This window comes from Halomonas saccharevitans, assembly GCF_900116405.1.
Classification (GTDB): domain Bacteria; phylum Pseudomonadota; class Gammaproteobacteria; order Pseudomonadales; family Halomonadaceae; genus Halomonas; species Halomonas saccharevitans.
The window spans coordinates 59991-85406 of sequence record NZ_FPAQ01000014.1 but is presented as its reverse complement, the minus strand read 5'-3'; the positions used below and the strand labels follow the sequence as shown (position 1 = coordinate 85406).

The 25416-nt window shown below is 66.6% G+C and carries 23 protein-coding genes; 12 read left to right on the top strand and 11 right to left on the bottom strand.

Annotated features, from left to right (window positions below; translation table 11 throughout):
- From BM388_RS08325 to BM388_RS08310, 3 genes are all read left to right on the top strand, one after another.
- A partial coding sequence (locus tag BM388_RS08325) for an integrase core domain-containing protein (RefSeq protein ID WP_139233910.1) occupies nt 1-256 on the top strand: 256 nt, incomplete at its 5' end.
- Nucleotides 257-498: 242 nt separating this feature from the next.
- Complete coding sequence (locus tag BM388_RS08315) at nt 499-1674, top strand: RNA-guided endonuclease InsQ/TnpB family protein (RefSeq protein ID WP_089849038.1); 1176 nt, start codon at nt 499-501, stop codon at nt 1672-1674.
- 122 nt (nt 1675-1796) lie between these two features.
- A complete protein-coding gene (locus BM388_RS08310) occupies nt 1797-3071 on the top strand; it encodes an O-acetylhomoserine aminocarboxypropyltransferase/cysteine synthase family protein (protein ID WP_089849036.1) in 1275 nt (424 codons plus the stop codon).
- 68 nt (nt 3072-3139) lie between these two features.
- On the opposite strand, the gene rarD is transcribed toward BM388_RS08310, so the two are convergent.
- The gene (gene rarD, locus BM388_RS08305) at nt 3140-4078 is read right to left on the bottom strand and encodes an EamA family transporter RarD (protein WP_089849033.1); all 939 of its coding nucleotides are present in this window, start codon (nt 4076-4078) and stop codon (nt 3140-3142) included.
- Between the two features lie 131 nt (nt 4079-4209).
- On the opposite strand from rarD, the gene BM388_RS08300 reads away from it, so the two are divergent.
- Together BM388_RS08300 and BM388_RS08295 are read left to right on the top strand one after the other, a co-directional pair.
- Nucleotides 4210-5025, top strand: coding sequence for an amidohydrolase (locus BM388_RS08300; protein ID WP_089849031.1), 816 nt, complete (start codon nt 4210-4212; stop codon nt 5023-5025).
- On the top strand, nt 5025-5723 hold the full coding sequence (locus BM388_RS08295; protein ID WP_089849029.1) for a pseudouridine synthase: 699 nt from the start codon (nt 5025-5027) through the stop codon (nt 5721-5723). Before BM388_RS08300 ends, BM388_RS08295 begins: the two co-directional genes overlap by 1 nt.
- Before the next feature lie 103 nt (nt 5724-5826).
- On the opposite strand, the gene BM388_RS08290 is transcribed toward BM388_RS08295, so the two are convergent.
- From BM388_RS08290 to gloB, 7 genes are all read right to left on the bottom strand, one after another.
- Complete coding sequence (locus tag BM388_RS08290) at nt 5827-7563, bottom strand: sensor domain-containing diguanylate cyclase (protein WP_089849027.1); 1737 nt, start codon at nt 7561-7563, stop codon at nt 5827-5829.
- Nucleotides 7564-7809: 246 nt separating this feature from the next.
- The gene (locus BM388_RS08285; protein ID WP_089849025.1) at nt 7810-9396 is read right to left on the bottom strand and encodes an ABC transporter ATP-binding protein; all 1587 of its coding nucleotides are present in this window, start codon (nt 9394-9396) and stop codon (nt 7810-7812) included.
- A gap of 4 nt (nt 9397-9400) precedes the next feature.
- Nucleotides 9401-10489 (bottom strand): ABC transporter permease, encoded by a 1089-nt coding sequence (locus tag BM388_RS08280; protein ID WP_089849023.1) that lies wholly within the window; start codon nt 10487-10489, stop codon nt 9401-9403.
- A 3-nt stretch (nt 10490-10492) separates the two neighbouring features.
- The gene (locus tag BM388_RS08275) at nt 10493-11566 is read right to left on the bottom strand and encodes a microcin C ABC transporter permease YejB (protein ID WP_089849021.1); all 1074 of its coding nucleotides are present in this window, start codon (nt 11564-11566) and stop codon (nt 10493-10495) included.
- A gap of 289 nt (nt 11567-11855) precedes the next feature.
- Entirely contained in the window at nt 11856-13685 is a 1830-nt protein-coding gene (locus BM388_RS08270) for an extracellular solute-binding protein (protein ID WP_089849019.1), read from the bottom strand.
- A 43-nt stretch (nt 13686-13728) separates the two neighbouring features.
- Nucleotides 13729-14913, bottom strand: coding sequence for a transglycosylase SLT domain-containing protein (locus tag BM388_RS08265; protein ID WP_089849017.1), 1185 nt, complete (start codon nt 14911-14913; stop codon nt 13729-13731).
- Between the two features lie 73 nt (nt 14914-14986).
- On the bottom strand, nt 14987-15754 hold the full coding sequence (gene gloB, locus BM388_RS08260; protein ID WP_089849015.1) for a hydroxyacylglutathione hydrolase: 768 nt from the start codon (nt 15752-15754) through the stop codon (nt 14987-14989).
- A gap of 94 nt (nt 15755-15848) precedes the next feature.
- Here gloB and BM388_RS08255 point away from each other — a divergent pair, with 94 nt between their 5' ends.
- From BM388_RS08255 to nudC, 3 genes are all read left to right on the top strand, one after another.
- Nucleotides 15849-16631 carry a methyltransferase domain-containing protein gene (locus BM388_RS08255; protein ID WP_089849013.1) on the top strand — a complete coding sequence of 261 codons (783 nt, stop codon included), beginning with the start codon at nt 15849-15851 and terminating at the stop codon, nt 16629-16631.
- Nucleotides 16632-16749: 118 nt separating this feature from the next.
- The gene (gene dnaQ, locus BM388_RS08250) at nt 16750-17511 is read left to right on the top strand and encodes a DNA polymerase III subunit epsilon (RefSeq protein ID WP_089849011.1); all 762 of its coding nucleotides are present in this window, start codon (nt 16750-16752) and stop codon (nt 17509-17511) included.
- Nucleotides 17511-18284 (top strand): NAD(+) diphosphatase, encoded by a 774-nt coding sequence (nudC, locus tag BM388_RS08245; RefSeq protein ID WP_089849009.1) that lies wholly within the window; start codon nt 17511-17513, stop codon nt 18282-18284. The genes dnaQ and nudC overlap by 1 nt, the downstream gene beginning before the upstream one ends.
- Nucleotides 18285-18295: 11 nt before the next feature.
- Here the strand turns inward: nudC and BM388_RS08240 are convergent, their stop codons facing one another.
- Nucleotides 18296-18607, bottom strand: coding sequence for an SCP2 sterol-binding domain-containing protein (locus tag BM388_RS08240; RefSeq protein WP_089849007.1), 312 nt, complete (start codon nt 18605-18607; stop codon nt 18296-18298).
- A gap of 152 nt (nt 18608-18759) precedes the next feature.
- Here BM388_RS08240 and sohB point away from each other — a divergent pair, with 152 nt between their 5' ends.
- On the top strand, nt 18760-19806 hold the full coding sequence (sohB, locus tag BM388_RS08235; RefSeq protein ID WP_089849005.1) for a protease SohB: 1047 nt from the start codon (nt 18760-18762) through the stop codon (nt 19804-19806).
- A 6-nt stretch (nt 19807-19812) separates the two neighbouring features.
- Here the strand turns inward: sohB and BM388_RS08230 are convergent, their stop codons facing one another.
- A complete protein-coding gene (locus tag BM388_RS08230) occupies nt 19813-20145 on the bottom strand; it encodes an ArsR/SmtB family transcription factor (protein ID WP_089849002.1) in 333 nt (110 codons plus the stop codon).
- 337 nt (nt 20146-20482) lie between these two features.
- Here BM388_RS08230 and BM388_RS08225 point away from each other — a divergent pair, with 337 nt between their 5' ends.
- From BM388_RS08225 to BM388_RS08215, 3 genes are all read left to right on the top strand, one after another.
- A complete protein-coding gene (locus BM388_RS08225) occupies nt 20483-22390 on the top strand; it encodes a propionyl-CoA synthetase (RefSeq protein WP_245781494.1) in 1908 nt (635 codons plus the stop codon).
- A 181-nt stretch (nt 22391-22571) separates the two neighbouring features.
- Nucleotides 22572-23255, top strand: a complete 684-nt coding sequence (locus BM388_RS08220; RefSeq protein ID WP_089848998.1) for a 7-cyano-7-deazaguanine/7-aminomethyl-7-deazaguanine transporter — start codon at nt 22572-22574, stop codon at nt 23253-23255.
- A gap of 61 nt (nt 23256-23316) precedes the next feature.
- Nucleotides 23317-24096, top strand: coding sequence for an alpha/beta fold hydrolase (locus BM388_RS08215; RefSeq protein WP_089848996.1), 780 nt, complete (start codon nt 23317-23319; stop codon nt 24094-24096).
- A gap of 33 nt (nt 24097-24129) precedes the next feature.
- On the opposite strand, the gene BM388_RS08210 is transcribed toward BM388_RS08215, so the two are convergent.
- Complete coding sequence (locus tag BM388_RS08210) at nt 24130-25338, bottom strand: ABC transporter substrate-binding protein (RefSeq protein WP_245781493.1); 1209 nt, start codon at nt 25336-25338, stop codon at nt 24130-24132.
- Nucleotides 25339-25416 lie beyond the last annotated feature (78 nt).

The window sequence follows — 25416 nt, the reverse complement described above, 5'->3', positions numbered from 1 at the left end:
TGTCCTGGAGACTCATGGCGTGACCATCAGCATGGACGGCAAGGGTTGCTACCGGGACAACATTTTCGTGGAGCGACTCTGGCGCAGCGTGAAGTATGAATGCGTCTACCTGAAGGCCTTCAAGGATGGAGCGCACTTGAAGCAGGAGCTGGGCCGCTACTTCACCTGGTACAACCGGGATCGTCCCCACCAAGGACTGGACGATGCGACACCCGATGAGCTGTATTTCCCTCAACCACTGAACAAGGCGGCCTGACGCTGATAATGACCCGATCCGAGCTTAGATGACCTGTCAGGTGGTCCGAAGGATGGGGTCCACTTCAAACTGCTCGATCATGTAGTCGTCGAACATTTTGCGCCTATATTTTGACGTGAAGATGAGGTGAACAACCAGTCGCGTGACGCTGTGTCGTCCTCGCCGATTATCGTCTTGTAAACTCACTTGAAATATAACCATGCAATCGCTAGTTTAAGGGCGTTGTTGCAGTGAGCGCTGACATGCTGAAGGCTACCAAGATACGTATCTATCCCACGTTCGAGCAGGTGGCGTTTCTGAACCGCCAGTTCGGCGCGGCGCGCTTTGTCTACAACACCGGTCTTCGCATCATGTCCCATCGCTACAAGCGCCACGGGCAGTCGTTGAGTGCAAAGCACGACGTCAAAAAGCTACTACCGGTGGCCAAGAAGTCCCGCAAGTACGGGTGGCTGAAAGAAGCGGATTCCATGACTCTCCAGCAGTCGTGCATCAATCTCGACCAAGCCTTCCAGCGCTTCTTCGACCCCAAGCAGAAAACGGGCTACCCGCGTTTCAAGAGCAAGCGGGGTAAGCAATCCAGCTACCACTGCGTCGGCGTCAAGGCCGGTGACGACTGGATCAAGGTGCCCAAGCTCGGGCCGATCAAGGCCAAGGTGCATCGCAAGGTTGAGGGCAGGCTGAAAAGCATCACCCTGACGCGAACGGTCACCGGGAAGCACTACGCCTCGTTACTCTACGAAACACAACAGGTCGCCCCGGCACTGCTGAAGGAGGTAGACGCTGCCGGTGTTGTCGGCCTCGACATGGGATTGTCGCATCTGGCCATTGACTCCACCGGCCGCAAGATCGGCAATCCGCGCTTCCTCAAGCAGGCGCAGAAGAACCTCAAGCGCAAACAGCAGGCCCTGTCGCGCAAGAAGAAGGGCAGTGCCCGCCGAGCCAAGGCACGTCTGCTCGTCGCCAAGGCTCACGAACGCGTGGCTAACGCCCGCCATGACTTCCAGCACAAGCTCTCTCGACAGATTGTTGACGACAGCCAAGCGGTGATCGTCGAGACGCTGAAGGTCAAGAACATGATGAAGAACGCCAAGCTCGCCAAACACATCGGCGATGCGTCATGGCATGCCTTGACTGCCAAGCTGGACTACAAGGCCAAGGAGCAGGGCAAACATCTGGTCAAGATCGACCCGTGGTTTGCCAGCTCCAAGACCTGCCATGTCTGCCAGCACAAGATGGACGCCATGCCGTTGAGTCTCCGGTCGTGGGAGTGCCCCGACTGCCACGCACAGCACGACCGGGACATCAACGCGGCACTGAACATCAAGCATCAAGGCATAGTGAAGTTGAAGGCGGAAGGGCTGTCCGTCTCTGCCCATGGAGGCTCGCGTAAGTCCGGCATGTCGCCGGCTGCTGCCTAAGAAGTGGGAAGCCTCGCCCGTGGCGCGTCAGCGCTTAGGGTGGGAAGCAGTCACGCTTGGTTAGCATCGTGTTATTTACCAGAACGCTGCGACACACCGCCGACAACGCCCAAGGACACCCCATGAAGCCCGAGACCCTCGCCCTGCACCACGGCTATGCCCCCGACGACCAGCATGCCGTGGCCGTGCCGATCCACCAGACCACCTCGTTCTCCTTCGACAGCGCGCAGCACGCCGCGGACCTGTTCGATCTCAAGGTCGAGGGCAACATCTACTCGCGGATCATGAACCCCACCTGCGCGGTGCTCGAGCAGCGCCTGGCGGCCCTGGAGGGCGGCATTGCGGGCCTGGCCATGGCCTCGGGCATGGCGGCCATCACCGCCTCGATCCAGACCATCGCCGAGGCCGGCGACAACATCGTCTCGATCAGCGAGCTCTACGGCGGCACCTACAACCTCTTCGCGCATACCCTGCCGCGCCAGGGCATTGAGGTGCGCTTCGCCGACAAGGACGATATCGAGGGCCTGGAGGGGCTGATCGATGCGCGCACCAAGGCGGTCTTCTGCGAGAGCGTCGGCAACCCCTCGGGCAGCGTGGTGGACATGGCGGCACTCGCCGAGGCGGCGCATCGTCACGGGGTGCCGGTGATCGTCGACAACACCGTGGCGACGCCCTTCCTGTGGCGTCCCATCGAGCACGGCGCCGACATCGTCATCCACTCCGCCACCAAGTACATCGGCGGTCACGGCACGACCGTGGGCGGGGTGATCATCGATTCCGGCAAGTTTCCCTGGGCCGAGCATGCCGACCGCTTCCCGCTGCTCAACGAGCCAGACGTCTCCTACCACGGGGTCTGCTACACCCGGGATCTGGGCGAGGCGGCCTTCATCGGCCGGGCGCGAGTGGTGCCGCTGCGCAACATGGGCGCGGCGCTCTCCGCCCAGGCCGCCTGGCAGCTGCTGCAGGGCCTCGAGACCCTGTCGCTGCGCATCGAGCGCATCTGCGATAACGCCCTGAAGGTGGCCGAGTACCTCGAAGGCCATGACGCAGTGACCTGGGTGCAGTTCGCCGGGCTTCCGAGCCATAAGGACCATGCCCTGGCACGCCGCTACATGGACGGTCACGCCTCGGGCATCCTCAGTTTCGGCATCAACGGCGGCCTCGAGGCCGGTGCGCGCTTCTACGATGCCCTGAGCATGATCCTGCGTCTGGTCAACATTGGCGATGCCAAGACCTGCTCGTCGATCCCCGCGGCCACCACCCACCGCCAGCTCAACGAGCAGGAGCTGAAGGCGGCCGGGGTCACCCCGGACATGGTGCGCCTCTCCATCGGCATCGAGCATGTCGACGACATCATCGCCGACCTGGATCAGGCGCTGGCCGCCAGCCAGGCCTGAGGGTGCGGTGAAGCCACACCCGTAACGGGTGTGGCAGCAGTCTCAGGCGCGACTCGCCGTCTGGCGGCTCAGTGCGACGCCGCCTGGGGGGTGGAGCGTCGCCGGTGGGCGTGCCAAGCCGACCAGGAGTAGAGGGCCAGGCCGATCCAGATCAGCACGAAGGTCGCCAGCTGCGCGGCCGGTAGCGGTTCATGGAAGACCCACAGGGCGATGAGGAACTGGATGGTCGGGTTGATGTACATCAGAAACCCCAGCGTGGCCAGGCGCAGGCGACGCGCGGCGCCGGCAAAGGCCAGCAGGGGCAGGGCGGTGATCACCCCGCTGGCGATCAGCAGCAGGGTGGTGCGGCCCTCCTCGAGGAAATGGGAGAGCTCGGCCTGGGCGAGCCAGCCCAGCGTCATCAGCGCCAGGGGCAGCAGCAGCAGGGTCTCGACGAACAGCCCCGAGAGGCCGTCGAGCCTCACCTGCTTGCGCAGCAGGCCGTAGGTGCCAAAGGAGAAGGCCAGCGCCAGGCTGATCCAGGGCAACTCGCCCAGCATCATGAGCTGGAGCACGATCGCCAGCACCGCTAGCGCCACCGCGACGCCCTGCAGGCGCGCCATGCGCTCGCGCAGCACCAGCATGCCCAGCGCCACGTTGACCAGCGGCGTCATGAAATACCCCAGGCTCGCCTGCAGCACGTGGTGCGTCTCCACCGAATAGATGTAGAGCCCCCAGTTCAGCGCGATCAGCAGGGCGCAGCCCAGCACGCGACCCAGTCGCCTCGGTTCGGCCAGGGCCTGGCGCACCGGCGACCAGCGGCCGAGCAGGGTAATCAGGCCAGCCAGGAAGGCGCAGGACCAGATCACTCGGTGGATCAGTACCTCGAAGGCCGGCACGCCCTGGAAGAGGGCAAAGAACAGCGGAAAGCACCCCCACATCATGTAGGCGGCCAGGCCGAAGGCCACGCCCTGGCCGGTGTCCCGGGAGTAAGCAGCAGCTGTGGCAGAAGCGGGGGAGCGTGTCATGAGGATCTCGTGTCGCAAAAATCCTTGAGGTTAGCAGGCTATCGGCGGCGTCGCCATGCGTGAGACGGCTGACGCGACGCCGGTGCTGCGGTAGTCTGGGGGCCAGATACAGCCCCGGACGGAGTCCCCCGATGAGCGAGTTGCGAACCACCCTGGTGCAGTGCGACCTGCGCTGGGAAGATCCCGATGCCAACTGTCGAATGCTCGAGGAGACGCTGGGCGATCTCGGCGCCGACGACACGGACCTGATCGTGCTGCCTGAGATGTTCGCCACCGGCTTCACCATGAACTCCCGCGAGATGGCCGAGCCCATGGCCGAGAGCCGCACCGTGGCCTGGCTGCAGGCTCAGGCGGCTCGTCGCGGCTGCGTGGTCACCGGCAGCGTGGCCGTGCTGGAGAACGGCGACTACTTCAATCGCCTGATCTGGGCGCGCCCGGACGGCAGCCTGGTGCACTACGACAAGCGCCACCTGTTCCGCATGGCCGGTGAGCACGAGCGCTACGCCATGGGCCACGAGCGGGTGATCGTCGAGCTCAAGGGCTTTCGCATCCTGCTCAGCGTCTGCTATGACCTGCGTTTCCCGGTCTGGCTGCGCCAGCGCCCGGGGGCCGACGAGCATTTCGAATACGATGCTCTGCTCTGCGTGGCCAACTGGCCGGCACCGCGTCGCCATCCGTGGCGGGTGCTGCTGCAGGCGCGCGCCATTGAGAACCTGTGTCCGGTGATCGGCGTCAACCGCGTCGGCGAGGATGCCAAGGGACTCGCCTACGCCGGCGACTCCATGCTGATCGATGCCAAGGGCGAGGCGATTCTCGACGAGCCTCGCGACCGTCCCTTCTTGAAAACCGGCACCCTGTCCCTCGAGGATCTGCAGGCGTTTCGCGAGAAGTTTCCGGCCTGGCGCGATGCCGACCACTTCGGCCTCGCCGACGGGGTGGGTTTCTGATGCGTCTGGACCGTTTTCTCTGCGAGACCACCGACCTGACCCGCAGCCTGGCCAAGAAGGCGCTGCACCGCGAGGAGGTGCAGGTGGATGGCGAGGTGATCAAGAATCCCGCCACCCAGGTCGACGCGAGCCGTCGTGTCACCTGGAACGGCGAGCCGCTGGCACTGGTCGGCCTGCGCTACGTGATGCTCAACAAGCCCGCGGGCGTAGAGTGCAGCGCCCGGCGGGGCCTCTATCCGCTGGTGCGCGAACTGGTCGACCTGCCCCACGTGGAGCGGCTGCAGACGGTCGGCCGACTCGACGTCGATACCACCGGCCTGGTGCTGCTCACCGACGACGGCCAGTGGTCCCACCGGGTGACCTCGCCGAAGCGGCGCTGCGGCAAGGTCTATCGGGTCACCCTCGCCGAGCCGTTGGAGGGCGAGGCCCTGGACGCCGCCGTGAGCCAGTTCGCCGAGGGGCTGTGGCTTGAGGGCGAGGAGAAGCCGACCCGCCCCGCAGAGCTCTCAATGCGCGAACCGCGAGTGGCCGAGCTGACCCTCTTCGAGGGCAAGTACCATCAGGTCAAGCGCATGTTCGCGGCCATCGGCCATCATGTGGCGGCCCTGCATCGCGAATCGATTGGCCCGCTGGCGCTCGGTGAGCTGGCGCCCGGCGAGTGGCGAGAGCTCAGCGATGAGGAGCGAGCCCAGTTCTGAGGGTCGTTCTTCCATCTTGAGCCCTGCGCTCATAGCCTTCTATAGGCCGCCCTGAATTCCGCTCCGACCGGTGGGACGTTCAGCGCCTGAGCGTCGATCGCGCTCAGGCGTAGGTCTCGACCCGGGCGCGCCCGCGGTGCTTGGCCGAATAGAGCGCCTTGTCGGCGAGTCCGATCAGCGTCAGCGGCTCGCAGGCGTGCTCGGGATAGGAGGCGATGCCGCAGGAGATCGTCAGGGGATCGAGTACTCGGCCGCGATAGCGAAAGCGCGTTCGGTCGAGGATCTCCATCAGCTCGGCGAGACGCGCCTCGACCATGGGCGCGGTCGCGCCCGGCATCACGACGACGAACTCCTCCCCCCCCATGCGGCAGACCTCATCGCTGTCACGGAAATGGTGAGTCAGCAGCCGACCCAGGCCGATCAGTACCGTATCCCCCGCCTCATGGCCTTCTAGGTCATTGAATCGCTTGAAGTGGTCGATATCGATCATCGCCAGGCTCAAGGGGGTCCCGTTGCGACGCGCCAGGGCGGCCTCGTGCTGGAGCAACTCATCGAAGTAGCGACGGTTGTGAACGCCGGTTAGGGCATCCTCGTAGGAAAACGCCTTTAGCTTCATGACCATCTCCTCGAGGGCCTGAGTGCGCTCGGCGACCTGCTGCTCCAGAGAGTGGTTGAGACGCTGCAGCTCACGCTGTGTCTGGCGATAGTGCCATAGCGAGATCAGCACGATGGCCAGTGCGAAGCCCAGCGCGCCGCCGTTTACCGGGACCTGGCGCCAGCCGAGCAGCCCGTGGGCCACGGCCATGTCGACCAGCAGCACCAGGGCGAAGAGCCCATAGCTCAGCACGATCAGCCGCTGCTCCCCGTTGAGCATGCCGAGGTGCATGACGATGGTCGTGAACATCACGATGAGGCTCACCATCAGTAGTACATCGAAGAGGGGAAAGGTGATGGAGAGGTCGATGACGCCGGAGATCGCGAGCCCGATGGCTCCCGCCACGTAGCCGAGGTGCAGCTGCCAGATGCGGCGCAGCAGCCGCGGGCGCTGCTCGGCGAACCAGTGTTCCAGCATCAGTCCCATGGCCACTGGCAGGGTGAAGTAGCCCGCGGCAGCCAGGTAGTCCCATAGCAGCGGCATATCGAGCAGCAGCTGGCTGGCCTGGGTTTCGGCGAGCAGCATGATGCTGGACGCCAGGGCGAACAGCCCGATGCCGATGAAGCTGCGTCGGTTGGCCTGGACCAGGGCGAAGACGAAGGCGAGCAGGGCGAGCAGCATCAGGAAGGCGCTGACCACCAGATCGACGGCCGAGCGCTCGAGGATATCGGCCAGCAGCTCGGGACGTTCCATCAGCTTGACCTCTCCCCACAGGCCGATGGCGGTGTAGTCGGAGAAAACGCGAAAATAGAGCGTCTTGCCGGCGAATTCCTCGGGCAGGGAGATCATGTGCCAGGGCCAGCCCTCGAAGCGCCCCGCGCCACGGGCATCGAAGTGGCCGTGCTGATAGATCAACTCATCACCGAGCCAGGCCTGGGTGATGAGATCGACGCTGTCGATGTAGAGCACCGGATCACGCCACTCGCCCTCGGGCAGGGTAAGGCGAAACCAGGCGTTCTGGCGGCCGTCGCGATCAGGCGGATTGGCGGGATAGGCGATGGTGTGCCAGGCGTCCTCGCTTTTGGGCTCCTCCACCCATGCGGGTGTGCCTTCAGCGAGGAAGGGGGAGTCACCCCAGCGGTATTCCCAGCCTTCGTCGAGATCCAGTGCCATCGCGTTGGCGCTGGAAACGAGCAGCGCGGCCAGCAGCAGGGGGGCGAGCAGCGAGGGAAGGAGGCGTCGCATGGCATCTCATCGGCATGATGCAAGACACACAGTGTAACTCGGCGTAATCAGTGCATCCTCGCCGCCTGTCAACGCCCCGACGACGCAGCGGGTACTCGATTTCCTCGATTCGGTCCGGGATGACGGCAAGGCGTCCACAGCTTCTTTTTTATACCGTTATCTCTTTTATCAACCTAATATAGACAGTGCCTTCCCCACCATCGGGCTCTCAGAGTCTGCAGAAGAGGGGGCAGGACGTTTGCCAGCTCAGTCGACCGCGGCGAGGCCGGCGGCCGCCACCAGGGCCCTTGTATAGTCGCTGGAGGGCTGCTCGAGCACCTGTCGGCAGTCGCCCTGTTCCATCACCTCGCCATCCTTGAGCACCAGGATGCGGTGTGCCATGGCGCGCACCACGGCGAGGTCGTGGCTGATGAACAGATAGCTCAGCCGGCGCCGGGCCTGCAGGTCGCGCAGCAGCTCGACGAGCTGCTTCTGCACGCTGCGATCCAGCGCCGAGGTGGGCTCGTCGAGCACCACCAGGCGCGGCTCGAGGATGATGGCACGCGCTACGGCGATGCGCTGGCGCTGGCCGCCGGAGAACTCGTGGGGGTAGCGGGAGGCGCACGCCTCGGGCAGGCCGACCTCGCGCAGGGTATCGCGCACTCGACGCTCGACCTCGGCCAGGGAGAGCTCCGGGTGGTGGAAGCGCAGCCCCTCGCTGACGATATCGAAGACCGGCAGGCGCGGGGAGAGCGAGCCGTAGGGATCCTGGAAGACCACCTGAAGGCTGCGGCGCTGGCGGCGAAGGTCGTTGCCGCTCAAGCGATCGAGGCGTGCCCCGTCGAAGTCGATCTCGCCGCGCCCCTGGCCCAGGCGCAGCAGCGCCAGGGCCAGGGTGGTCTTGCCCGAACCGGATTCGCCGACGATGCCCAGGGTCTCGCCGGGTGCCACCGAGAGATCCAGTGGCTTGACGGCCTCGAAGGGCGGCGGGCGACGCGAGAACAGCCGCTTCGGGCGCTGGAAACTGACCCCGACGCCGCGAGCCTCGAGCAGTGGCGTCCGGCTTCCGATGGGCACCGGCCGTCCTCTTGGCTCGGCATCGAGCAGCAGGCGGGTATGGGGGCTCTGGGGCCGGGCGAAGACCTCGTCCACCGCGCCGGTCTCCTGCATATGGCCATGGTGCATCACGCAGACTCGGTCGGCGTGGCGGCGCACCAGGTTGAGGTCGTGGGTGATGAAGAGCATGCCCATGCCGTGGTGGTCGCGCAGTTCGGCCAGCAGGGCGAGGATCTCCTGCTGGACGGTGACGTCCAGCGCCGTGGTCGGCTCGTCGGCGATCAGCAGTTCCGGCTCGTTGGCGATGGCCATGGCGATCATCACCCGCTGGCGCTGGCCGCCAGAGATCTGGTGCGGCCAGGCGTCCAGCAGCTCCTCGGCCCGAGGTAGCTTGACCTGCTCCAGAAGCTCCCGCGTGCGGCGTCGGGCCGCCTTTCCGGTGAGGCCACGATGCAGGCGAAGCGCCTCGCCGATCTGCTTGCCGATGGGGTGCAGCGGGTTCAGCGAAGTCATGGGCTCCTGGAAGATGAAGCCCACCCGGCTGCCGCGAAGCCCCCGCCAGCCTCGGCCCGAAAGAGTGGCGAGGTCGGTGTCGCCCAGGCGGCGACCGCCCTCTATCCGCGCGTTGGAGGGCAGCAGGCCCATGGCGCCGAGCGCCGAGACCGATTTCCCGGAGCCGGACTCACCCACCAGGGCCAGGGTCTCGCCGCGCTGCACCGTGAGCGTCAGCCGGTCGACCACGGTCACGTCGTCGAAGGCGATGGTCAGGTCGTCGAGTCGCAGCAGGGGCTCAGGCATCGCGTTAGGTCCTCGGGGTGGCGGCATGCTGGATATGGCGGGGGTCGAAGGCGTCACGCAGTCCCTCGCCGATGAATACCAGTAGCGAGAGCATCACCGACAGGGTGACGAAGGCGGTGATGCCGAGCCAGGGCGCCTGCAGGTTGTTCTTGCCCTGGGCGACCAGCTCGCCCAACGACGGCGAGCCCGGCGGCAGGCCGAAGCCCAGGAAGTCCAGCGCGGTGAGGGTGGTGATGGCGCCGGTGAACAGGAAGGGGATGAAGGTCAGGGTCGCGACCATGGCGTTGGGCAGCACGTGGCGCCACATGATCAGGTGCGAGGGCAGGCCCATGGCCCGGGCGGCACGCACGTACTCCAGGTTGCGCGCGCGCAGGAACTCGGCGCGCACCACGTCGACCAGCCCCAGCCAGGAGAACAGCAGCATGATGCCGAGCAGCCACCAGAGGTTGGGCTCCACGAGGCTCGCCAGGATGATCAGCAGGAAGAGCATTGGCAGTCCCGACCAGATCTCGGTGAAGCGCTGGCCGATCAGGTCGACCTTGCCGCCGAAGTAGCCCTGGATGCCGCCGGCCAGCACCCCGAGCACCAGCGAGCCCGCCGTGAGCACCAGCGCGAAGATCACCGAGAGGCGGAAGCCGTAGATCACTCGGGATAGGACGTCGCGGCCCTGGTCGTCGGTGCCGAGCCAGTGGCGGGCAGTGGGTGGCGAGGGAGCGGGGTGGTCCAGCGCCCGGTCCAGGGTCTGGTAGGAGAAGGGGATCGGCGGCCAGAGCATCCAGCCGTTGGCGTCGATCTCGTCCCGGGTGAAGGGATCGCGATAGTCGGCGGGGCTCGGCAGGAAGCCGCCGAACTCGGTATCGGGATAGTCCACCAGTACCGGCGCGTACCACTGGCCCTGGTACTGCATGACGATCGGCCGATCGTTGGCGATCAGCTCGGCGGCAAGGCTCAATACGAACAGCGCCGCGAAGATCCACAGCGAGAGCCGCGCGCGGCGGTTGTCGCGAAACACCGCCAGGCGGCGCTGAGTGATGGGCGAGAAGCGAGACGGCCGGCGCGCCGCGATGCCGGTTTCGGTGCTGGGGGCGTTCATGACTCAGGACTCCCGTGTCTCGAAGTCGATGCGCGGGTCGACCCACACATAGGTCAGGTCCGAGATCAGCTTCAGGAGCAGGCCGATCAGGGTATAGAGATACAGGGTGCCGAAGATCACCGGGTAATCCCGCTGCATGACCGCCTCGAAGCCCAGCAGGCCGAGCCCGTTGAGGGAGAAGATCACCTCGATGAGCAGTGAACCGGTAAAGAAGATGCCCACCAGCGCGGCGGGCAGCCCAGCGATGATGATCAGCATGGCGTTGCGGAACACGTGGCCGTAGAGCACGCGTCGATCGCTGGCCCCCTTGGCGCGGGCGGTCAGCACGTACTGCTTGTGCACCTCGTCGAGGAAGCTGTTCTTGGTCAGCATGGTCAGGGTGGCGAAGCTGCCGATCGCCGAGGCGATCACCGGCAGGGTGATGTGCCAGAGATAGTCCTTCACCTTGCCCCAGGCGGAGAGTTCGTCGAAGTCCGCCGAGGTGAGGCCGCGCAGCGGGAACAGGTCCCAGTAGCTGCCGCCGGCGAACAGGACGATCAAGAGTATGGCGAACAGGAAACCCGGGATGGCGTAGCCGACGATCACCAGCCCCGAGCTCCAGACGTCGAAGCTCGAGCCGTGATGCAGGGCCTTGCGGATGCCCAGCGGGATCGAGACCAGGTAGACCACCAGGGTGGTCCAGAGCCCCAGCGAGATAGACACCGGCAGGCGTTCGAGCATCAGGGTGGTGACCTGCTCGTCGCGAAAGAAGCTCTCGCCGAAGTCGAAGGTCGCGTAGTCGACGATCATGCCCAGGAAGCGCTCGTGGGCCGGCTCATCGAAGCCGAACTGTGCCTCGAGTTTCTCGATGAAGGCGGGGGGAATGCCCCGGGCCCCGCGCGACTCGCCGCCCGCGGCGACGTCGCCGCCACCGCCTGCCATGCGGGTGCTGGCCTCGCTGGAGAGCCCCTGGAAGCGGGCCAGCACCTGGTCGATGGGGCCGCCCGGAGCGGCCTGAACGATGATGAAGTTGAGCAGCATGATCCCCAGCAGGGTGGGGATCATCAGCAGCAGGCGGCGCAGTACGTAGGCGGCCACGGCGGTTCCTTGAATGTTTCGTGCAAACGTCGTGCGAAAGTACGATGAGCTTTCCGGGGACCAGCTGCCGCGAGGGCGCTGTGAACCCTTCCCTGGGCGCTACTTTTGCCCTGCGGCGCTCTCGCATCCTGCTCCGCTTGCAGGGCCGGTGCTGGCCTTCCTTGGCCAGCCCGTTCGGAGGAATCCTCCTCACCCCTGGCAAAAGACCCTCGCTTCACCTTGCCCCCGTGCTCATCTTGTTGCCTAAATGCGGGCCTAGCCGTGCCCCGGCGGCCGCGCCCTCCGGCCGTCAGCGATTGCGCTGGCGGGCCTGGATCTCGCGGCCGCGCTCCGGATCCACCCACCAGGCGTGAAGGTCCAGTCCGTAGGTGGGGAAAGGCTCCTGCCAACTGAACTTGTCCCACAGGGCGATTCGTGTGTGACCCAGGTGCCACTGGGGAATCACGTAGAAACCCCAGCGCAGCACCCGGTCAAGCGCCCGGGCGGCGGTGTCCAGCGCCTCCCGGGAGTCGGCGGCGATCAGGTCGCTGACCAGCGCGTCGATCACTGGGTCGCTGAGCCCGATCAGGTTGCGGCTCTGGGGCACGTCGGCGAATTCGCTGGTCCAGAAGTCGCGCTGTTCGTTGCCGGGGTTCGCCGACTGGGGGAAGCTGCCGACGATGATATCGAAGTCGAAGCTGCGCAGCCGGTTGAGGTACTGGTTGACGTCAACGATGCGGATATCGCCCTGGATGCCGAGGCGTTCGAGATTTTGCAGCAGCGGCTGCACGACCCGCTCGAACTGGGTGTCGAAGAGCAGCACCTCCAGGCGCAGGGGGGTGCCACTGTCGAGCTCGGTCATCACGCCGTCGCGCACCGCATAGCCCGCCTCGTTGAGCAGCTCAAGCGCCCTGGCAAGCCGCGGGCGCACCCCCTCGGGATGCTCGATCGGCAGCGGGGTCTCGAAGACCTCCTCTGGCAGCTCATCGCGATAAGGCGCGAGCAGCTCGAGTTCGGCCTCGCTCGGCAGGCCCTCGGCGGCCATCTCGGAGTTGGCGAAGTAGCTCTCGGTGCGCTCATAGGCGCCGTAGAAAAGGTTGCGATTGAGCCACTCAAAGTCGAACGCCAGGTTCAGCGCTTCGCGCACGCGCACGTCCTGAAAGGTCTCGCGGCGCAGGTTCATCACGTAGGCCTGCATGCCGGCGGGCTGGCCATCCGGCACCTCGAGGCGCTTAACGAAGCCGGCATCGAGGGCCGGGAAGTCGTAGGCGGTGGCCCAGTTGCGGGCGCTGGTCTCGATGCGCAGGTCGAGGTTGCCGGCCTTGAAGGCCTCCAGGGCCACGGTCTGATCGCGGTAGTAGTCGTAGACCAGCCGCTCGATGTTGTGGCGGCCGCGGTTCACCGGCAGGTCCTGCCCCCAGTAGTCCGCCACGCGTTCATAGACGATGCGCCGTCCCGGCTCTACCGTGGCGATGCGGTAGGGGCCCGAGCCGAGCAGGGCGTCGCGGGTGGTCGCCTCGAAGTCCCGGCCTTCCCAGTAGTGGGCCGGCAGGATCGGCAGCTGACCGAGGATCAGCGGCAGCTCACGGGATTCGCTGTCGGCCAGATCGATGTGCACGGTGTCCTCATCGACGGCTCGGATGTCCACCACGTCCGCGTAGTAGGCGGCGTAGAAGGGCTGGCCCTGCTCGGTCAGCGTCTCGAAGCTGAAGATCACGTCGGAGGCTTCGACCGGGTGGCCGTCATGGAAGCGTGCCTCGGGATGCAGGTCGAACTCGATCCATTGGCGATCGGGGTCCAGGCGCACGCCCTCGGCGAGCAGCCCGTACATCGAGAATGGCTCATCGGGGTTCTGGGCGAGCAGGGTATCGTAGATCTCGGTCAGCCCGGTGGCCGGGGTGCCGCGGATGATGAAGGGGTTGGTCGAGTCGAAGCTGCCGATGGCCGAGCGCACCAGGCTGCCCCCTGCCGGGGCGTCGGGATCGGCGTGAGGGAGATGGGCGAAGTCCTCGGGCAGGGCCGGGGCGCCGTAGAGCGCCAGGCCATGTACGGTCGGCACGTCGGCTGGCGCGGCCGCCAGGGCCGGCCCCCCGAGCAGCGCACTCAGCAGCAGGCCCAGTCCAGGGGCAGCATGTCGCATCGATCAGCATCCTCGTAGCAGGGCGGGGCCGCGGCCCCGGACATCAACTACCGGAAAGTGTCAGCTGTTGCCCCGGTTGTAAAGCATCGGGCCGCTCGATGCCGTTCCAGCGGGCCAGCTCGGCCAGGGTCACGGAGTGGCGCGAGGCGATCGCCGAGAGGCTGTCGCCCCGGCGCACCACGTAGACCTCATCGTGACCAATCGTTGCGCGATCGGGCGTGTCGCTGCGCAGGCGGGCGACCATGCGCGTGGCGCTCTCGGCGGGCACCAGCAGGCGCGTCACGCGGCGGGGGTCGGCACGGTTGCCGAGCAGGCCGGGATTGAGCTCCTCGAGTTCCGTGCGCGAGACCCCGGCCAACTGGGCCGCCTCGTTAAGCATCAGCGACCGGGTCACCGGTACCTCGGCCACGGCCGGCTCTGCCTCGATCTCCGGCAGCGCGACGCCGTAGCCCTCTGGGTCGGCGATGATCGTCGAGATGGCGATCAGCTTGGGGACATAGGCCATGGTTTCCCCCGGCAGATCGAGATCCCAGTAGCTGCCTGCCTGGCCGCGGGCGAGCGCGGCGCTGCGGGCCCGGTTCACGTTGCCGGCCCCGGCGTTGTAGGCGGCCAGGGAAAGCTCGATGTCGCCCTCGTACCACTGCTCGGCCTGCATCTCGATGTAGTCCAGCGCGGCGTGGGTGGAGCGCGCCACGTCGAGACGCCCGTCGTAGCCGCCGCCGCGGTGCAGGCCCAGGGCGTTGCCGGTGCCGGGCATGAACTGCCAGAGGCCGGTTGCGCCCATATGGCTGCGGGCAGTGGGGTCGAACGAGCTCTCGATAAACGGAATCAAGGCGATCTCACCGGGCAGCCCGCGTTCCTCGACGCGCTCGGTGATCCAGGCGAGCCACGGCCGAGCCCGCTCGGTGATCTGGGCGATGTTGTGCGGGCTCTGGCGGTAGTGCTCGATCCAGTGCTGGACGCGCGGATGATCGGCGTCGGCCTGCCACTGGAAGGCCTCGCTGAGTCGCGACCAGGCATCCTGGGGCTCGAGTGCCAGGGCATCCCAGAAATGCAGGCTGCTGGGTAGGGGGGCGGGTCGGGCCTTTTGGCTGGCCGAATCTTCCTTGAAGGCACTCCCGGGGCTCGTGGTCGAGGCGTGGCTGTTGCCGGCGACCATCAGTGAACCCATGAGAGCGAGACAGCTGGTGAAGCCCAGGATCCGTCGACGTGAGGTGTGGTAGGTCATCGAGAGGCGATCTCCAGGTCATACGAAGGCCTGCCACGAAGGGCAGGCCTGAAAACGTCCATCATCAGAGCGTTCAGAAGTCGTCTTTCCAGGCGCGAAGGGTGGTAAAGGTCGCCAGGCTGGTATCGGCGTCGCCATGGGCGGCGGCGGCCTGGCGGATGCCGGCCGAGTCGCAGCGCAGGAACGGGTTGATCCGGCGTTCACGACCGAGGGTGCTCGGCAGGGTGGGGCGATCAAGCTCGCGGGCACGGCGGCACTCTTCCTGAGCCGTTTCGATGTCGGTGTTGTCCGGGTCGGCGGCGCGAGCGAAAGCCAGGTTGGCCTGGGTATACTCGTGGGCGGCGAAGACCAGGGTTTCCTCCGGCAGGGTCGCCAGGCGCGACAGCGACTCGTGCATCTGGTCGGGCGTGCCTTCGAAGAGACGACCGCAGCCGCCGCTGAAGAGCACGTCGCCGCTGAACAGCAGCGGCGGGATGCCCGCCGTGAAGAAACCGATGTGATCCAGGGTGTGGCCGGGCAGGGCGAACACCTCGAACAGTCGGCCCATCACCCGCACCTCGTCACCGTCGCCGACTCTCTCATCGATGCCGTCGATGGCGGGATTGTCCGGGCCGATCACGCGCGGCGAATAACGCGTGATCAGTTCGCGCAGGCCGCCGGTGTGATCCGGATGGTGGTGGGTGATGAGCACGGCGCCAAGCTCCAGGCCTTCGCGCTCCAACCACTCGATGACCGGCGTTGCGTCGCCTGGGTCCACCACGCAGACTGCCTGGCTCGTATCCTGGCGCAGCAGCCAGATATAGTTGTCGCTAAAGGCGGGGATCGGTGTCACGCTCAACATGGCTCAGGATCCTTGACGGACGCGTCCCAGACGCTGCCGCGATTCGTTGCGATATGGCTTGCAAAACACGGCACTTTGGAGGGATAAGGGCGTTATGTCAAATTCGCGGGATCTCCATGGACTGGCGCAGCTGGTACGGGACGGCCGTCGCTACTGGGCTTCCCCGGCGGGGCGAGCCCTGTGGCGGGCCGAGCGCGCCTGCCTGGGACCGGTCTGCGAGCGCCTGTTCGGACGACACAGCCTGGAACTCGGCATGTCGCCCGTGCTGAGCGATATCTGCCCGATCCGCCATGCCCTGAGCTGGTCGCCGACCCGCGAGATGGCCGCCCATGAGTCCACCCTGGTCTGTCCTCCCGATGGCCTGCCGCTGCCCGATGACAGCCTGAGCCTGGTGGTGATCCATCATCTGCTGGAGGTGGTGCCCGATCCTCACCACATGCTGCAGGAGGCGGCCCGCGTCACGGCGGATGATGGTCGGCTGATCATCTTCGGCTGGTACCCGCTGAGTGCCGGTGGTCTTTCGCGCGCTCTCCCGGGGCGCCGCGAATACATGCCGGGGCGGGGGCGCTGGCGCACGCCCGGGCGCCTGGGGGACTGGCTGACGTTTGTCGACTTCGAGATCGAGCGGGTAGACTACTGCGGCTTTCACCTGCCCGGTGGCCTGCCGCGCAACGCCATGCTCGAGACCTTAGGGCGGCGTCACAACCTGCCGCTGGGCGACAGCTACATGATTCACGCCCGACGCCGGACTCAGCGTGTCGAGCCACAGCGGCCGGGGCTCGAGCTGGCGGGCCCCCTGCTGGGACCGAGCCTCGGCAGCGCCTCTCGGCTCAGTACCCGGCGCGAGGTGCGCCGCGAGAAGGAGCCTCAGGAATGACTCGCGGCGCCCGCCGGGGCTAGCCGAAACGCGTCACCGCGTGGCGGCCGCGCCAATCCTTGGTTTCCCACTCCTGGCTTTTCCACTCCCTGTTACCCGCGAGTCGACGAGAGACCCCATGCGTCAGATCATCCTGGATACCGAGACCACCGGCATCGACCCCCGTGACGGCCACCGCCTGATCGAGATCGGGGCGGTGGAGATGGTCAACCGCCGCCTCACCGGCAACTCCTACCATCAGTTCATCAATCCCGAGCGCGACATCGAGGCCGAGGCCGTGGGCATCCACGGCATTACCAACGAGCGGGTCGCCGACGAGCCGGTGTTCGCCGAGGTCGCTGACGCCTTCTGGTCCTTCATCGAGGGGGCGGAACTGGTCATCCATAACGCGCCCTTCGACGTGGGCTTCATCGATCACGAGCTCGGCCTGCTCAACGCGCGCCGCGGCGAACCGCGCCTCGGCCCGGTCGCCGAGCATTGCCGGATCCTCGATACGCTGAAGATGGCGCGCGACCTCCACCCCGGTCAGCGCAACAGTCTGGACGCACTGTGCAAGCGCTACGATATCGAGAACGGGCACCGGGTGCTGCACGGCGCCCTGCTCGATGCCGAGATCCTCGCCGACGTCTATCTGGCGATGACCGGCGGCCAGACCGCGCTGTCGCTGGACGCCTCGGCGGCCTCGGAGAGAGGCTCCAGCGAACAGCAGGGCCTGTCCATTCGCCGGCTGTCACTCACGCCGGGGCAGCTTCGCGTGGTGCGCCCCGGCGAGGACGAGCTGGCCGCCCACCACGCCAAGCTGGCGCGCATCCGTGAGGCCGCCGGGGAGTGCCGCTGGGACGCTTATGCCGGGCTCGTCGGCGAGGAGGGGAGTCGCTGATGCTGCGTCGGGAGCTGCCCAGCGAGGCCACGGCCGGGCGCGTGATTCGCCTGGCCCGTGGGCGCATCGCCCCAGGGATCGACGACGGCCCCCTTCAGGCCGTCCAGCCCTGGCATGCCCGGCTGCAGCCTCTGTGCTGGTGGCAGGAGGAGCCCGTGGCGCTGTCGCTGGAGGAGCAGCCGGGCGAGGACTGGCCGGAGGCCCGCGAGTGGCTCGCTCGGCTGCCGGAGTCGTGGTACGCGCTGGTTGCCACCTCGCTGCAGGTGGCGGCCTGGTTACAGAACCATCGCTTCTGTGGCCGCTGCGGGACCCCGACGTCGCGACTGGACGCCGAGTTCGCCATGCACTGCGAGGCGTGCGGCCATCGCACCTACCCGCGCAACTCGCCCTGCATCATCACCCTGGTGACTCACGGCGAGTCGCTGCTGCTGGCGCGCAGCCCGCGCCACCCGCCGGGGCGCTATTCGACCCTGGCCGGCTTCATCGAGCCGGGTGAGGCCGCCGAGGAGGCGGTGCGTCGCGAGGTCTTCGAGGAGGTGGGGCTCGCCGTGGGGCGGGTCAACTACTACAAGAGCCAGCCCTGGCCCTTCCCTCACTCGCTGATGCTGGGCTTCTTCGCCGAGGCCGCCAGCCGGCGCATCCGCATCGACGGGGTCGAGATCGCCGATGCCGCCTGGTTCAGCCCGCGGCGCCTGCCCCAGCTGCCCCCGCTCTACTCTATCTCGCGGGCGCTGATCGAGACCCATCTCAAGGAGGTCGGGGGCCGCGGCTGACGGACGCCGGGTCAGCGGCTCGGGAAGAGGCTCGAGAGTTTGGTGGCCAGCATGACGTTGCCGGTCGCCTTGAGCTTGCCGCTCATGAAGGCGCTCATGCCGTTGATCTCGCCGCTCATCACGCCCTTGAGGGTCTCGCTGCTCAGGCTCAGGCTGACCGAGGGATCATCGTGCTCGCCCTCGTGCACTTCCAGCTCGCCGTCGTTCACCACCAGGTAGTGGTCGCCGACGTCGCTGAAGTGGAACTGGAAGACTTCGTGCATGCCGTTGGCGGCGTCGGCATTGAAGCGGCGCTGGAGCTTGTCGAGGGTAGCGTCGGACATCGGAGATCCTTCTTTGGGCATTGGGATAGAGCTTGGGCAAGGGGTGTGCGGCTGTCAGCGTATTTGAAACAACTGTTTGAATCAAGCGCCCTGGTGCCCGGGTAAGGGCTCCGGCAGGCTCAACAGCGGGGCGCGTCGACGCGGAGAGGACAATGAACGAGTGGCTGACGGATTTCGGCATGTTCGTGGCGCAGCTGTTGACCCTGACCCTGGTGGTCGGCCTGGCGGCGGCGCTTTACATGAAGGCGCGGGGCGAGGCGGGGGAGCACACCCGGCTGCGTCTCGAGGAGCTCAACCAGACCCGCCTTCAGCGCCGCCGGCGGATGCAGTTGGCGGCCAGCCAGCCGGGCGCCCGCAAGGGCCTGCTGAAGGCCTTCCGCCGCGATGACAAGGCGCAGGCCCGCGGCGGCGCTAAAGGCAAGGGCGAGGCCGAGGAGCGCCCCACGGTCTGGGTGCTCGACTTTCACGGTGACATCAAGGCCAGCGCTACCGGCCGGTTGGCCGAGGAGGTCTCGGCGCTGCTCGAGGTGGCTGGCGCGGGCGACGAGGCGGTGCTGCGCCTGGAGTCGGCCGGGGGGCTGGTGCACAGCTACGGGCTGGCCGCCGCTGAGCTCGATCGGCTGCGCGAGGCGGGACTCTCCACTACGGTCTGCGTCGACAAGGTGGCGGCGAGCGGCGGCTACCTGATGGCCTGCGGGGCCGACCATCTGCGTGCCGCGCCCTTCGCGGTGATCGGCTCCATCGGGGTGGTCGCTCAGCTGCCCAACCTTCATCGCCTGCTCAAGCGTCACGACATCGACGTCGAGCTGCTCACGGCCGGACGCTACAAGCGCACCCTCACCGTCTTCGGCGAGAATACCGAGGAGGGGCGAGACAAGTTCGTTGAGGACCTCGAGACCACCCACCAGCTGTTCAAGCGCCATGTGGCCGAGCGTCGCCCGGGACTGGATATCGACGCGGTGGCTACTGGCGAGATCTGGTATGGCAGCGATGCCCTCGAGCGGGGCCTGGTGGACGGCCTGGGCACCAGCGAGGCCTATCTGGTCGAGCGCATGCGTGAGGCCCGGGTGATCAGCCTGAAGCTGGAGCAGAAACCGACACTCTCCCATCGCCTGGGGCTTGGTCTCTCGCAGGGGGTAGAGCGTAGCGTCGAGCGGGGGTTGGAGATGCTCGACGCCGGTCGTTGGCAGAAGCGCTGACGGGGCCTATGGCGTGCCGTCGAAAGCCAGGTTGCCGAGCGCCTCGATGAGCGTCCTGGCGCGCTCACCCTGCAGCGAGTAGTAGATGGTCTGTGATTCACGGCGGGTCGTGACGAGGTTTTCGCGGCGCAGGATCGCCAGATGCTGCGACAGCGCCGACTGGCTGAGCACCAGTCGTTGATTCAGCTCGGTCACCGACAGCTCGGTGCCGTCCAGAAGACAGAGAATTCGCAAGCGATTGTCGTTGGCCATCGCCTTGAGTAGGGAACTGGCCTCGTTAATGACCGCCTCTCCGCCTTCGAGGAGGCGTGCTGACGCACCTCTGGTGGTAGTGCCCATGATCTGTGCCCTGCGTTGCCGGCGCCGCCCATGGTCGGACGCCTGCGCGGTGAAAAAGATCCCCTGAGTCCACGCCTGGGGGTGTGATCGGCCGTACGTCGACTTTCTGATTCAGCTTATTCGCAATTATAGCGCAGCCTGGCGGCCAACGCCGGATCAACGATCCCGGATCGACACCGCGCTGTCGCATTGATGTTCTTGTTGTTGACAATAACCGAGAGGGCGCTCGTCCTTTTGTCGAAGATTAGCCAATAGTATGAGGTTTTGCGGCGAGGCATGTTCTAGAGTGTCAACAATCAATGCCCTTTCCTCGATTGCTCACAGGATGCTGACGCGCATGTATCACGACGAGTTCCGCCGCTCCATCGATCAACCTGAGGCCTTCTGGGCCGAACAGGCCAAGCGTATTCCCTGGTTCACCCCGCCCTCCACGATCCTCGAATACGACGAGGCGAATCACGCCCGCTGGTTCGTGGACGGTGAGCTCAACATCTGCCACGCCGCCCTGGACCATCATGTCGAGCAGGGACGGGGCGATCAGCCGGCCATCTACTGGGACTCACCGGTCACCGACAGCAAGCGGACCCTGACCTACGCCGAGATGCGCGACCAGGTGGCGCACTTCGCCGGTGCCCTGCGAGATCTGGGGGTGGAGAAGGGTGACCGGGTGGTGATCTACATGCCCATGGTGCCCGAGGCCCTGGTCGCCATGTACGCCTGCGCGCGCCTGGGGGCCATTCACTCGGTGGTATTCGGCGGCTTCGCGCCCCACGAACTGGCGGTGCGCATCGAGGACGCCGAGCCGAAAGTCGTGATCGCCGCCTCCTGCGGCGTCGAGGGCGACCGGGTGCTTCCCTATAAGCCGATCATCGATGCCGCCATCGAGCAGAGCAGCTATAAACCTGAGGCCTGCGTGGTCCTGCAGCGCGAGCAGCATACGGCGAAGCTCGGCACGGCGATCGACCATGACTGGTCGGCGCTGGTCGAGCGGGCCGCCCCGGCGGAGTGCGTGCCGGTCAAGGGCAGCGATCCGCTCTACATCCTCTATACCTCCGGCACTACCGGCAAGCCCAAAGGCGTGGTACGCGATACCGGCGGCTACGCCGTGGCGCTGGCCTACTCCATGGAGACCATCTACGACGTGGCGCCGGGCGAGGTCTTCTTCTCGGCCTCCGACGTGGGCTGGGTGGTTGGTCACTCCTACATCGTTTATGCGCCGCTGCTGCGCGGCGCCACCACCGTGGTCTACGAAGGCAAGCCGGTGAAGACACCGGATGCCGGCGCCTTCTGGCGGCTGATCAGCGAGTACAGGGTCGCGAGCTTCTTCACCGCGCCCACTGCCTTTCGCGCCATCAAGAAGGAGGATCCTGACGCCAAGCTGATGGCCCAGTACGACATCAGCTGCCTCAAGGCGCTGTTCCTGGCCGGTGAGCGGCTGGATCCGCCGACCTTCCACTGGCTCGATGACCTGTTGACGGTGCCGGTGATCGACCACTGGTGGCAGACCGAGACCGGCTGGCCCATCGCCGCCAACCTGCACGGCCTCGAGCCGATGCCCACCAAGGCCGGCAGCGCTACCGTGCCGGTCCCTGGGTTTGACGTGCAGATCCTCGACCGGGAGGGCGAGCCCTCCGGTGCCATGGAGCAGGGCAGCGTGGTGATCAAGCAGCCACTGCCACCCGGCTGCCTGGCCGGCGTGTGGCGCGATCCGAAGCGCTTTCACAGTGCCTACATGGCCGCGTTTCCCGGCTATTACCTCACCGGCGACGGCGGCTACTTCGACGAGGACGGCTACCTGTTCATCATGGGGCGCACCGATGACGTCATTAACATCGCCGGCCATCGCCTCTCGACCGGTGAGATGGAGGAGGTCGTGGGTGCCCACCCCGCGGTGGCCGAGTGCGCGGTGATCGGCATTCACGATGCCCTCAAGGGACAGCTGCCGGTGGGGCTGGTGATCCCCAAGGATGGCTTCGAAGGGGATGAGGTGACGCTGGAGAACGAGCTGATCGGCCTGGTGCGCGAGAAGATCGGCCCTATCGCCTGTTTCAAGCAGGTGCTGGTGGTCGACCGGCTGCCCAAGACCCGCTCCGGCAAGATCCTGCGCAAGTTGCTGCGTAACATCGCCGACGGCCAGGAGTTCGGCGTGCCCTCGACCATCGACGACCCGGCGAGCCTTCAGGACGTCCACGAGGCGATGAAGGAGCGTGCGGTCGGCGCCGCCGAGGAGGCCCGCCAGGTCTGAGCCCCGCGCGATTCGGCTGTGATGCCACGACGCCGCCCCTGGAGGGCGGCGTTCTCATGTGGGCCGGGCCCTTGCATGGCCAGGGTGGCGGCCAGGTCGTATAATGCGCGGCCCATTCTCGCCACGCGCGAGTGCCGATCCACGAGGGTTCCCTCACCCCTCCCCAAAAAAGGATGCCGTGATGTTCGTGCTGTCCGAAACCCAGACCCGGCGCTGCCTGGCGCTGCTGGTCGCCTTCCATATTCTGGTCATTGCCGCCAGCAACTATCTGGTGCAGCTGCCGTTCACCCTGTGGGGCTTTCATACCACCTGGGGCGCTTTCAGCTTCCCCTTCATCTTCCTGGCCACCGATCTCACCGTGCGCCTGTTCGGCAAGGAGCCGGCCCGGGCGATCATCCTGCGCGTGATGCTACCGGCGCTGGTGATCTCCTATGTGGTATCCGTGGTCTTTCCCCGTGGCGGGTTTGCCGGCCTCGAGGCGCTGGGCGAGTGGAACCTGTTCGTCGCCCGCATCGCCCTGGCGAGCTTCATGGCCTATGTGCTGGGGCAGCTCTTGGACGTGCAGGTCTTCGACCGGCTGCGTGCCCTCAAGGCCTGGTGGGTGGCGCCGGCCGTCTCCACGGTGCTTGGTAACCTTGCCGATACCTTCGCGTTCTTCTCCATCGCCTTCCACCGCAGCCCCGATCCCTTCATGGCCGCCAACTGGCCGGAGATCGCCTGGGTCGACTACGTGATCAAGCTTGCTATCAGCCTGGCGTTCTTTCTGCCGCTATACGGCGTGCTGCTGGCCTGGCTCAGCCGTCGGCTGGTGGCGGTGACGGGAAGCGACGACGTGATGCCGGATGAGGCGCGCGCGTCTTCCTGATGTTCTGACACCGGATACCCCGGCACCCGATACTCGACACCCTCTAGGCAAGGAGGCTTTTATGCCCACCGACCTTCATTTCCTCGATACCGGCGGCGACGAGACGCCGCTGGTGGTCATTCACGGCCTGCTGGGCAGCGCCGATAACTGGCGCTCCCATGCCAGGCAGTGGCAGCGGCGCCATCGGGTGATCACCGTGGACCTGCGTAACCACGGGCGCTCGCCGCACGTGGCCGGGATGGGCTACGACGCCATGGCCGAGGACCTGCTGGCCCTGCTCGATCGCCTCGATGTCGAGCGCGCCCATCTGCTGGGGCACTCCATGGGCGGCAAGGTAGTGATCAGCCTGGCCCGGCTGGCGCCTGAGCGGGTGGCCTCGCTGATCGTCGCCGATATCGCCCCGGTGGCCTACGGGCATGACCACGACAGCGTCTTCGCCGCCCTGCGCCGCGTCGAGGCGGGCTCGCCGACCAACCGGCGCGAGGCCGATGCGCTCCTCGCCGAGCACGTCGAGGAGCCCGCGGTGCGCCTGTTCCTCGCCACCAACCTCGAACGCGATGACGCGGGCATCCTGAGGCCGCGTATCGGCCTGGACGAGATTCAGGACGACTACGAGACGATCATGGGGGCGCCGGCGGGCGAGGGCGCCTATGAGGGGCCCACTCTGGTGCTGCGCGGCGCGCAGTCGCGCTACGTGACCGACGAGATGCTCCCGGCGCTTCACGCGGTGCTGCCAAGCGCCGAGATCCAGACACTCGAGGCAGGCCACTGGCTGCATGCCGAGCAGCCGGCGGCCTTTCAGGCGGCGGTCAATGGCTTTCTGGAGGCCCTGGAGGGCTGACGGGGGGAGTCAGCGGAGCATTTGGAGGAGCACTTAGCGAGAGATTGCCCCGGGATCGACGGCCAGCCGGGAGACCGGGTGACGCTCTCCCAGGATGTCGGCCTCGAGCAGGTACTCCTCGAAGCGACGATAGCGCCCCTGGTCCAGGGCAGCGGGGCTGAGGCTCAGGCGCGGACGAATCTGCTGCCAAGCCTCACGGTTGACCGGGGTGTCGATGCCTGGCTCGGCGCTGGCGATCAGCGTCCACGCCTCCTCCGGGTGGTTGGCGATCCAGACCGAGGCTTCCTCCAGCGCCTCGATCAGCCGGCCGATCGCCTCGCGCTGCGCGGCGAGGCGATCGCGATTGGCCAGCAGTATCAGGCCGTCGTGCAGCGGGATCCCTAGGGCTTCGCTGGTCAGCACGCGGGTCGCGAGGCCTTCATCGGCTAGCTGGCGCGGCAGAAGGTGGCGCATGGCGCCGATCACCCCTTCCACGCGCCCCTCGCGCAGCGCATCGCCGAGGCGGAAGTGCAGCTCCTCGGTCTCGACCTCGTCGTCGCGCACGCTGGCCTCGTGCAGCAGGGCCGCCAGCAGCACATCGCGGCTGTCGGCGTCGGCATGGCCGATCCGCGAGCCGGCCAGGTCGACCGCCGCGGTGATGTCGCTATCCTCGCGCACCACCAGCGCGCTCAGCGGCATGGCGACCAGGGTGGCGACCCGTACCAGAGGCAGCCCGCGATCCACTCCCAAATGCAGCAGCGGCTGGCGCGCTAGGGCGAGATCGATACGCGACGCCGCCAGCAGCTTGATGGGCACGTCCGGGTCGGCGGGGGTCGAGAGGGCCACTTCCAGGCCGTGGCTGGCGAACAGGCCTCGCTCCCGGGCGACGATCAGCGCGGCATGCCGCGGACTGGGGGTCCAGTCCAGCATCACGCTGAGCGGTGTGACGGGGGGCGGCTCGATGGGCTCCGCCGGGCGCAGGGCGATGGCCGGCACGCTGGGGCGGGAGGGCGTATCGACCGCCGGTCCCCTCGGCGCCTCCTGATAGCGCCGCCGGATCGCCTGTTGCTCCGCGATCTCTCGCGCCGCCTCATCGGCCAGGGCCTCGAGATCCAGCACCATGACCTCGGTGTTCAGCGGTGGATAGCCCTTCCGCGGTTCGGCATCGGCCGCCGCGGCATCGGCCGCTGCCGGTCCGGTCGGCAGCAGGCAGATGATTGCCAGCAGGGCGATCGGCCAGCGACGATAAACGGGGGGAATCATAGAAAGGGCTCCTGCCATGCGCGTTACCCGGTCAACGGTGCCGCGCAAGCTTAACCGCTGGCGGTCGACCACGGCCAG

Excerpts from the sequence above, each read along its gene's own strand:
- BM388_RS08315 (WP_089849038.1), top strand. The coding sequence starts at position 499 with ATGCTGAAGGCTACCAAGATACGTATCTATCCCACGTTCGAGCAGGTG.
- BM388_RS08310 (WP_089849036.1), top strand. The coding sequence starts at position 1,797 with ATGAAGCCCGAGACCCTCGCCCTGCACCACGGCTATGCCCCCGACGAC.
- rarD (WP_089849033.1), bottom strand. The coding sequence starts at position 4,078 with ATGACACGCTCCCCCGCTTCTGCCACAGCTGCTGCTTACTCCCGGGAC.
- BM388_RS08300 (WP_089849031.1), top strand. The coding sequence starts at position 4,210 with ATGAGCGAGTTGCGAACCACCCTGGTGCAGTGCGACCTGCGCTGGGAA.
- BM388_RS08295 (WP_089849029.1), top strand. The coding sequence starts at position 5,025 with ATGCGTCTGGACCGTTTTCTCTGCGAGACCACCGACCTGACCCGCAGC.
- BM388_RS08290 (WP_089849027.1), bottom strand. The coding sequence starts at position 7,563 with ATGCGACGCCTCCTTCCCTCGCTGCTCGCCCCCCTGCTGCTGGCCGCG.
- BM388_RS08285 (WP_089849025.1), bottom strand. The coding sequence starts at position 9,396 with ATGCCTGAGCCCCTGCTGCGACTCGACGACCTGACCATCGCCTTCGAC.
- BM388_RS08280 (WP_089849023.1), bottom strand. The coding sequence starts at position 10,489 with ATGAACGCCCCCAGCACCGAAACCGGCATCGCGGCGCGCCGGCCGTCT.
- BM388_RS08270 (WP_089849019.1), bottom strand. The coding sequence starts at position 13,685 with ATGCGACATGCTGCCCCTGGACTGGGCCTGCTGCTGAGTGCGCTGCTC.
- BM388_RS08265 (WP_089849017.1), bottom strand. The coding sequence starts at position 14,913 with ATGACCTACCACACCTCACGTCGACGGATCCTGGGCTTCACCAGCTGT.
- gloB (WP_089849015.1), bottom strand. The coding sequence starts at position 15,754 with ATGTTGAGCGTGACACCGATCCCCGCCTTTAGCGACAACTATATCTGG.
- BM388_RS08255 (WP_089849013.1), top strand. The coding sequence starts at position 15,849 with ATGTCAAATTCGCGGGATCTCCATGGACTGGCGCAGCTGGTACGGGAC.
- dnaQ (WP_089849011.1), top strand. The coding sequence starts at position 16,750 with ATGCGTCAGATCATCCTGGATACCGAGACCACCGGCATCGACCCCCGT.
- nudC (WP_089849009.1), top strand. The coding sequence starts at position 17,511 with ATGCTGCGTCGGGAGCTGCCCAGCGAGGCCACGGCCGGGCGCGTGATT.
- BM388_RS08240 (WP_089849007.1), bottom strand. The coding sequence starts at position 18,607 with ATGTCCGACGCTACCCTCGACAAGCTCCAGCGCCGCTTCAATGCCGAC.
- sohB (WP_089849005.1), top strand. The coding sequence starts at position 18,760 with ATGAACGAGTGGCTGACGGATTTCGGCATGTTCGTGGCGCAGCTGTTG.
- BM388_RS08230 (WP_089849002.1), bottom strand. The coding sequence starts at position 20,145 with ATGGGCACTACCACCAGAGGTGCGTCAGCACGCCTCCTCGAAGGCGGA.
- BM388_RS08225 (WP_245781494.1), top strand. The coding sequence starts at position 20,483 with ATGTATCACGACGAGTTCCGCCGCTCCATCGATCAACCTGAGGCCTTC.
- BM388_RS08220 (WP_089848998.1), top strand. The coding sequence starts at position 22,572 with ATGTTCGTGCTGTCCGAAACCCAGACCCGGCGCTGCCTGGCGCTGCTG.
- BM388_RS08215 (WP_089848996.1), top strand. The coding sequence starts at position 23,317 with ATGCCCACCGACCTTCATTTCCTCGATACCGGCGGCGACGAGACGCCG.
- BM388_RS08210 (WP_245781493.1), bottom strand. The coding sequence starts at position 25,338 with ATGATTCCCCCCGTTTATCGTCGCTGGCCGATCGCCCTGCTGGCAATC.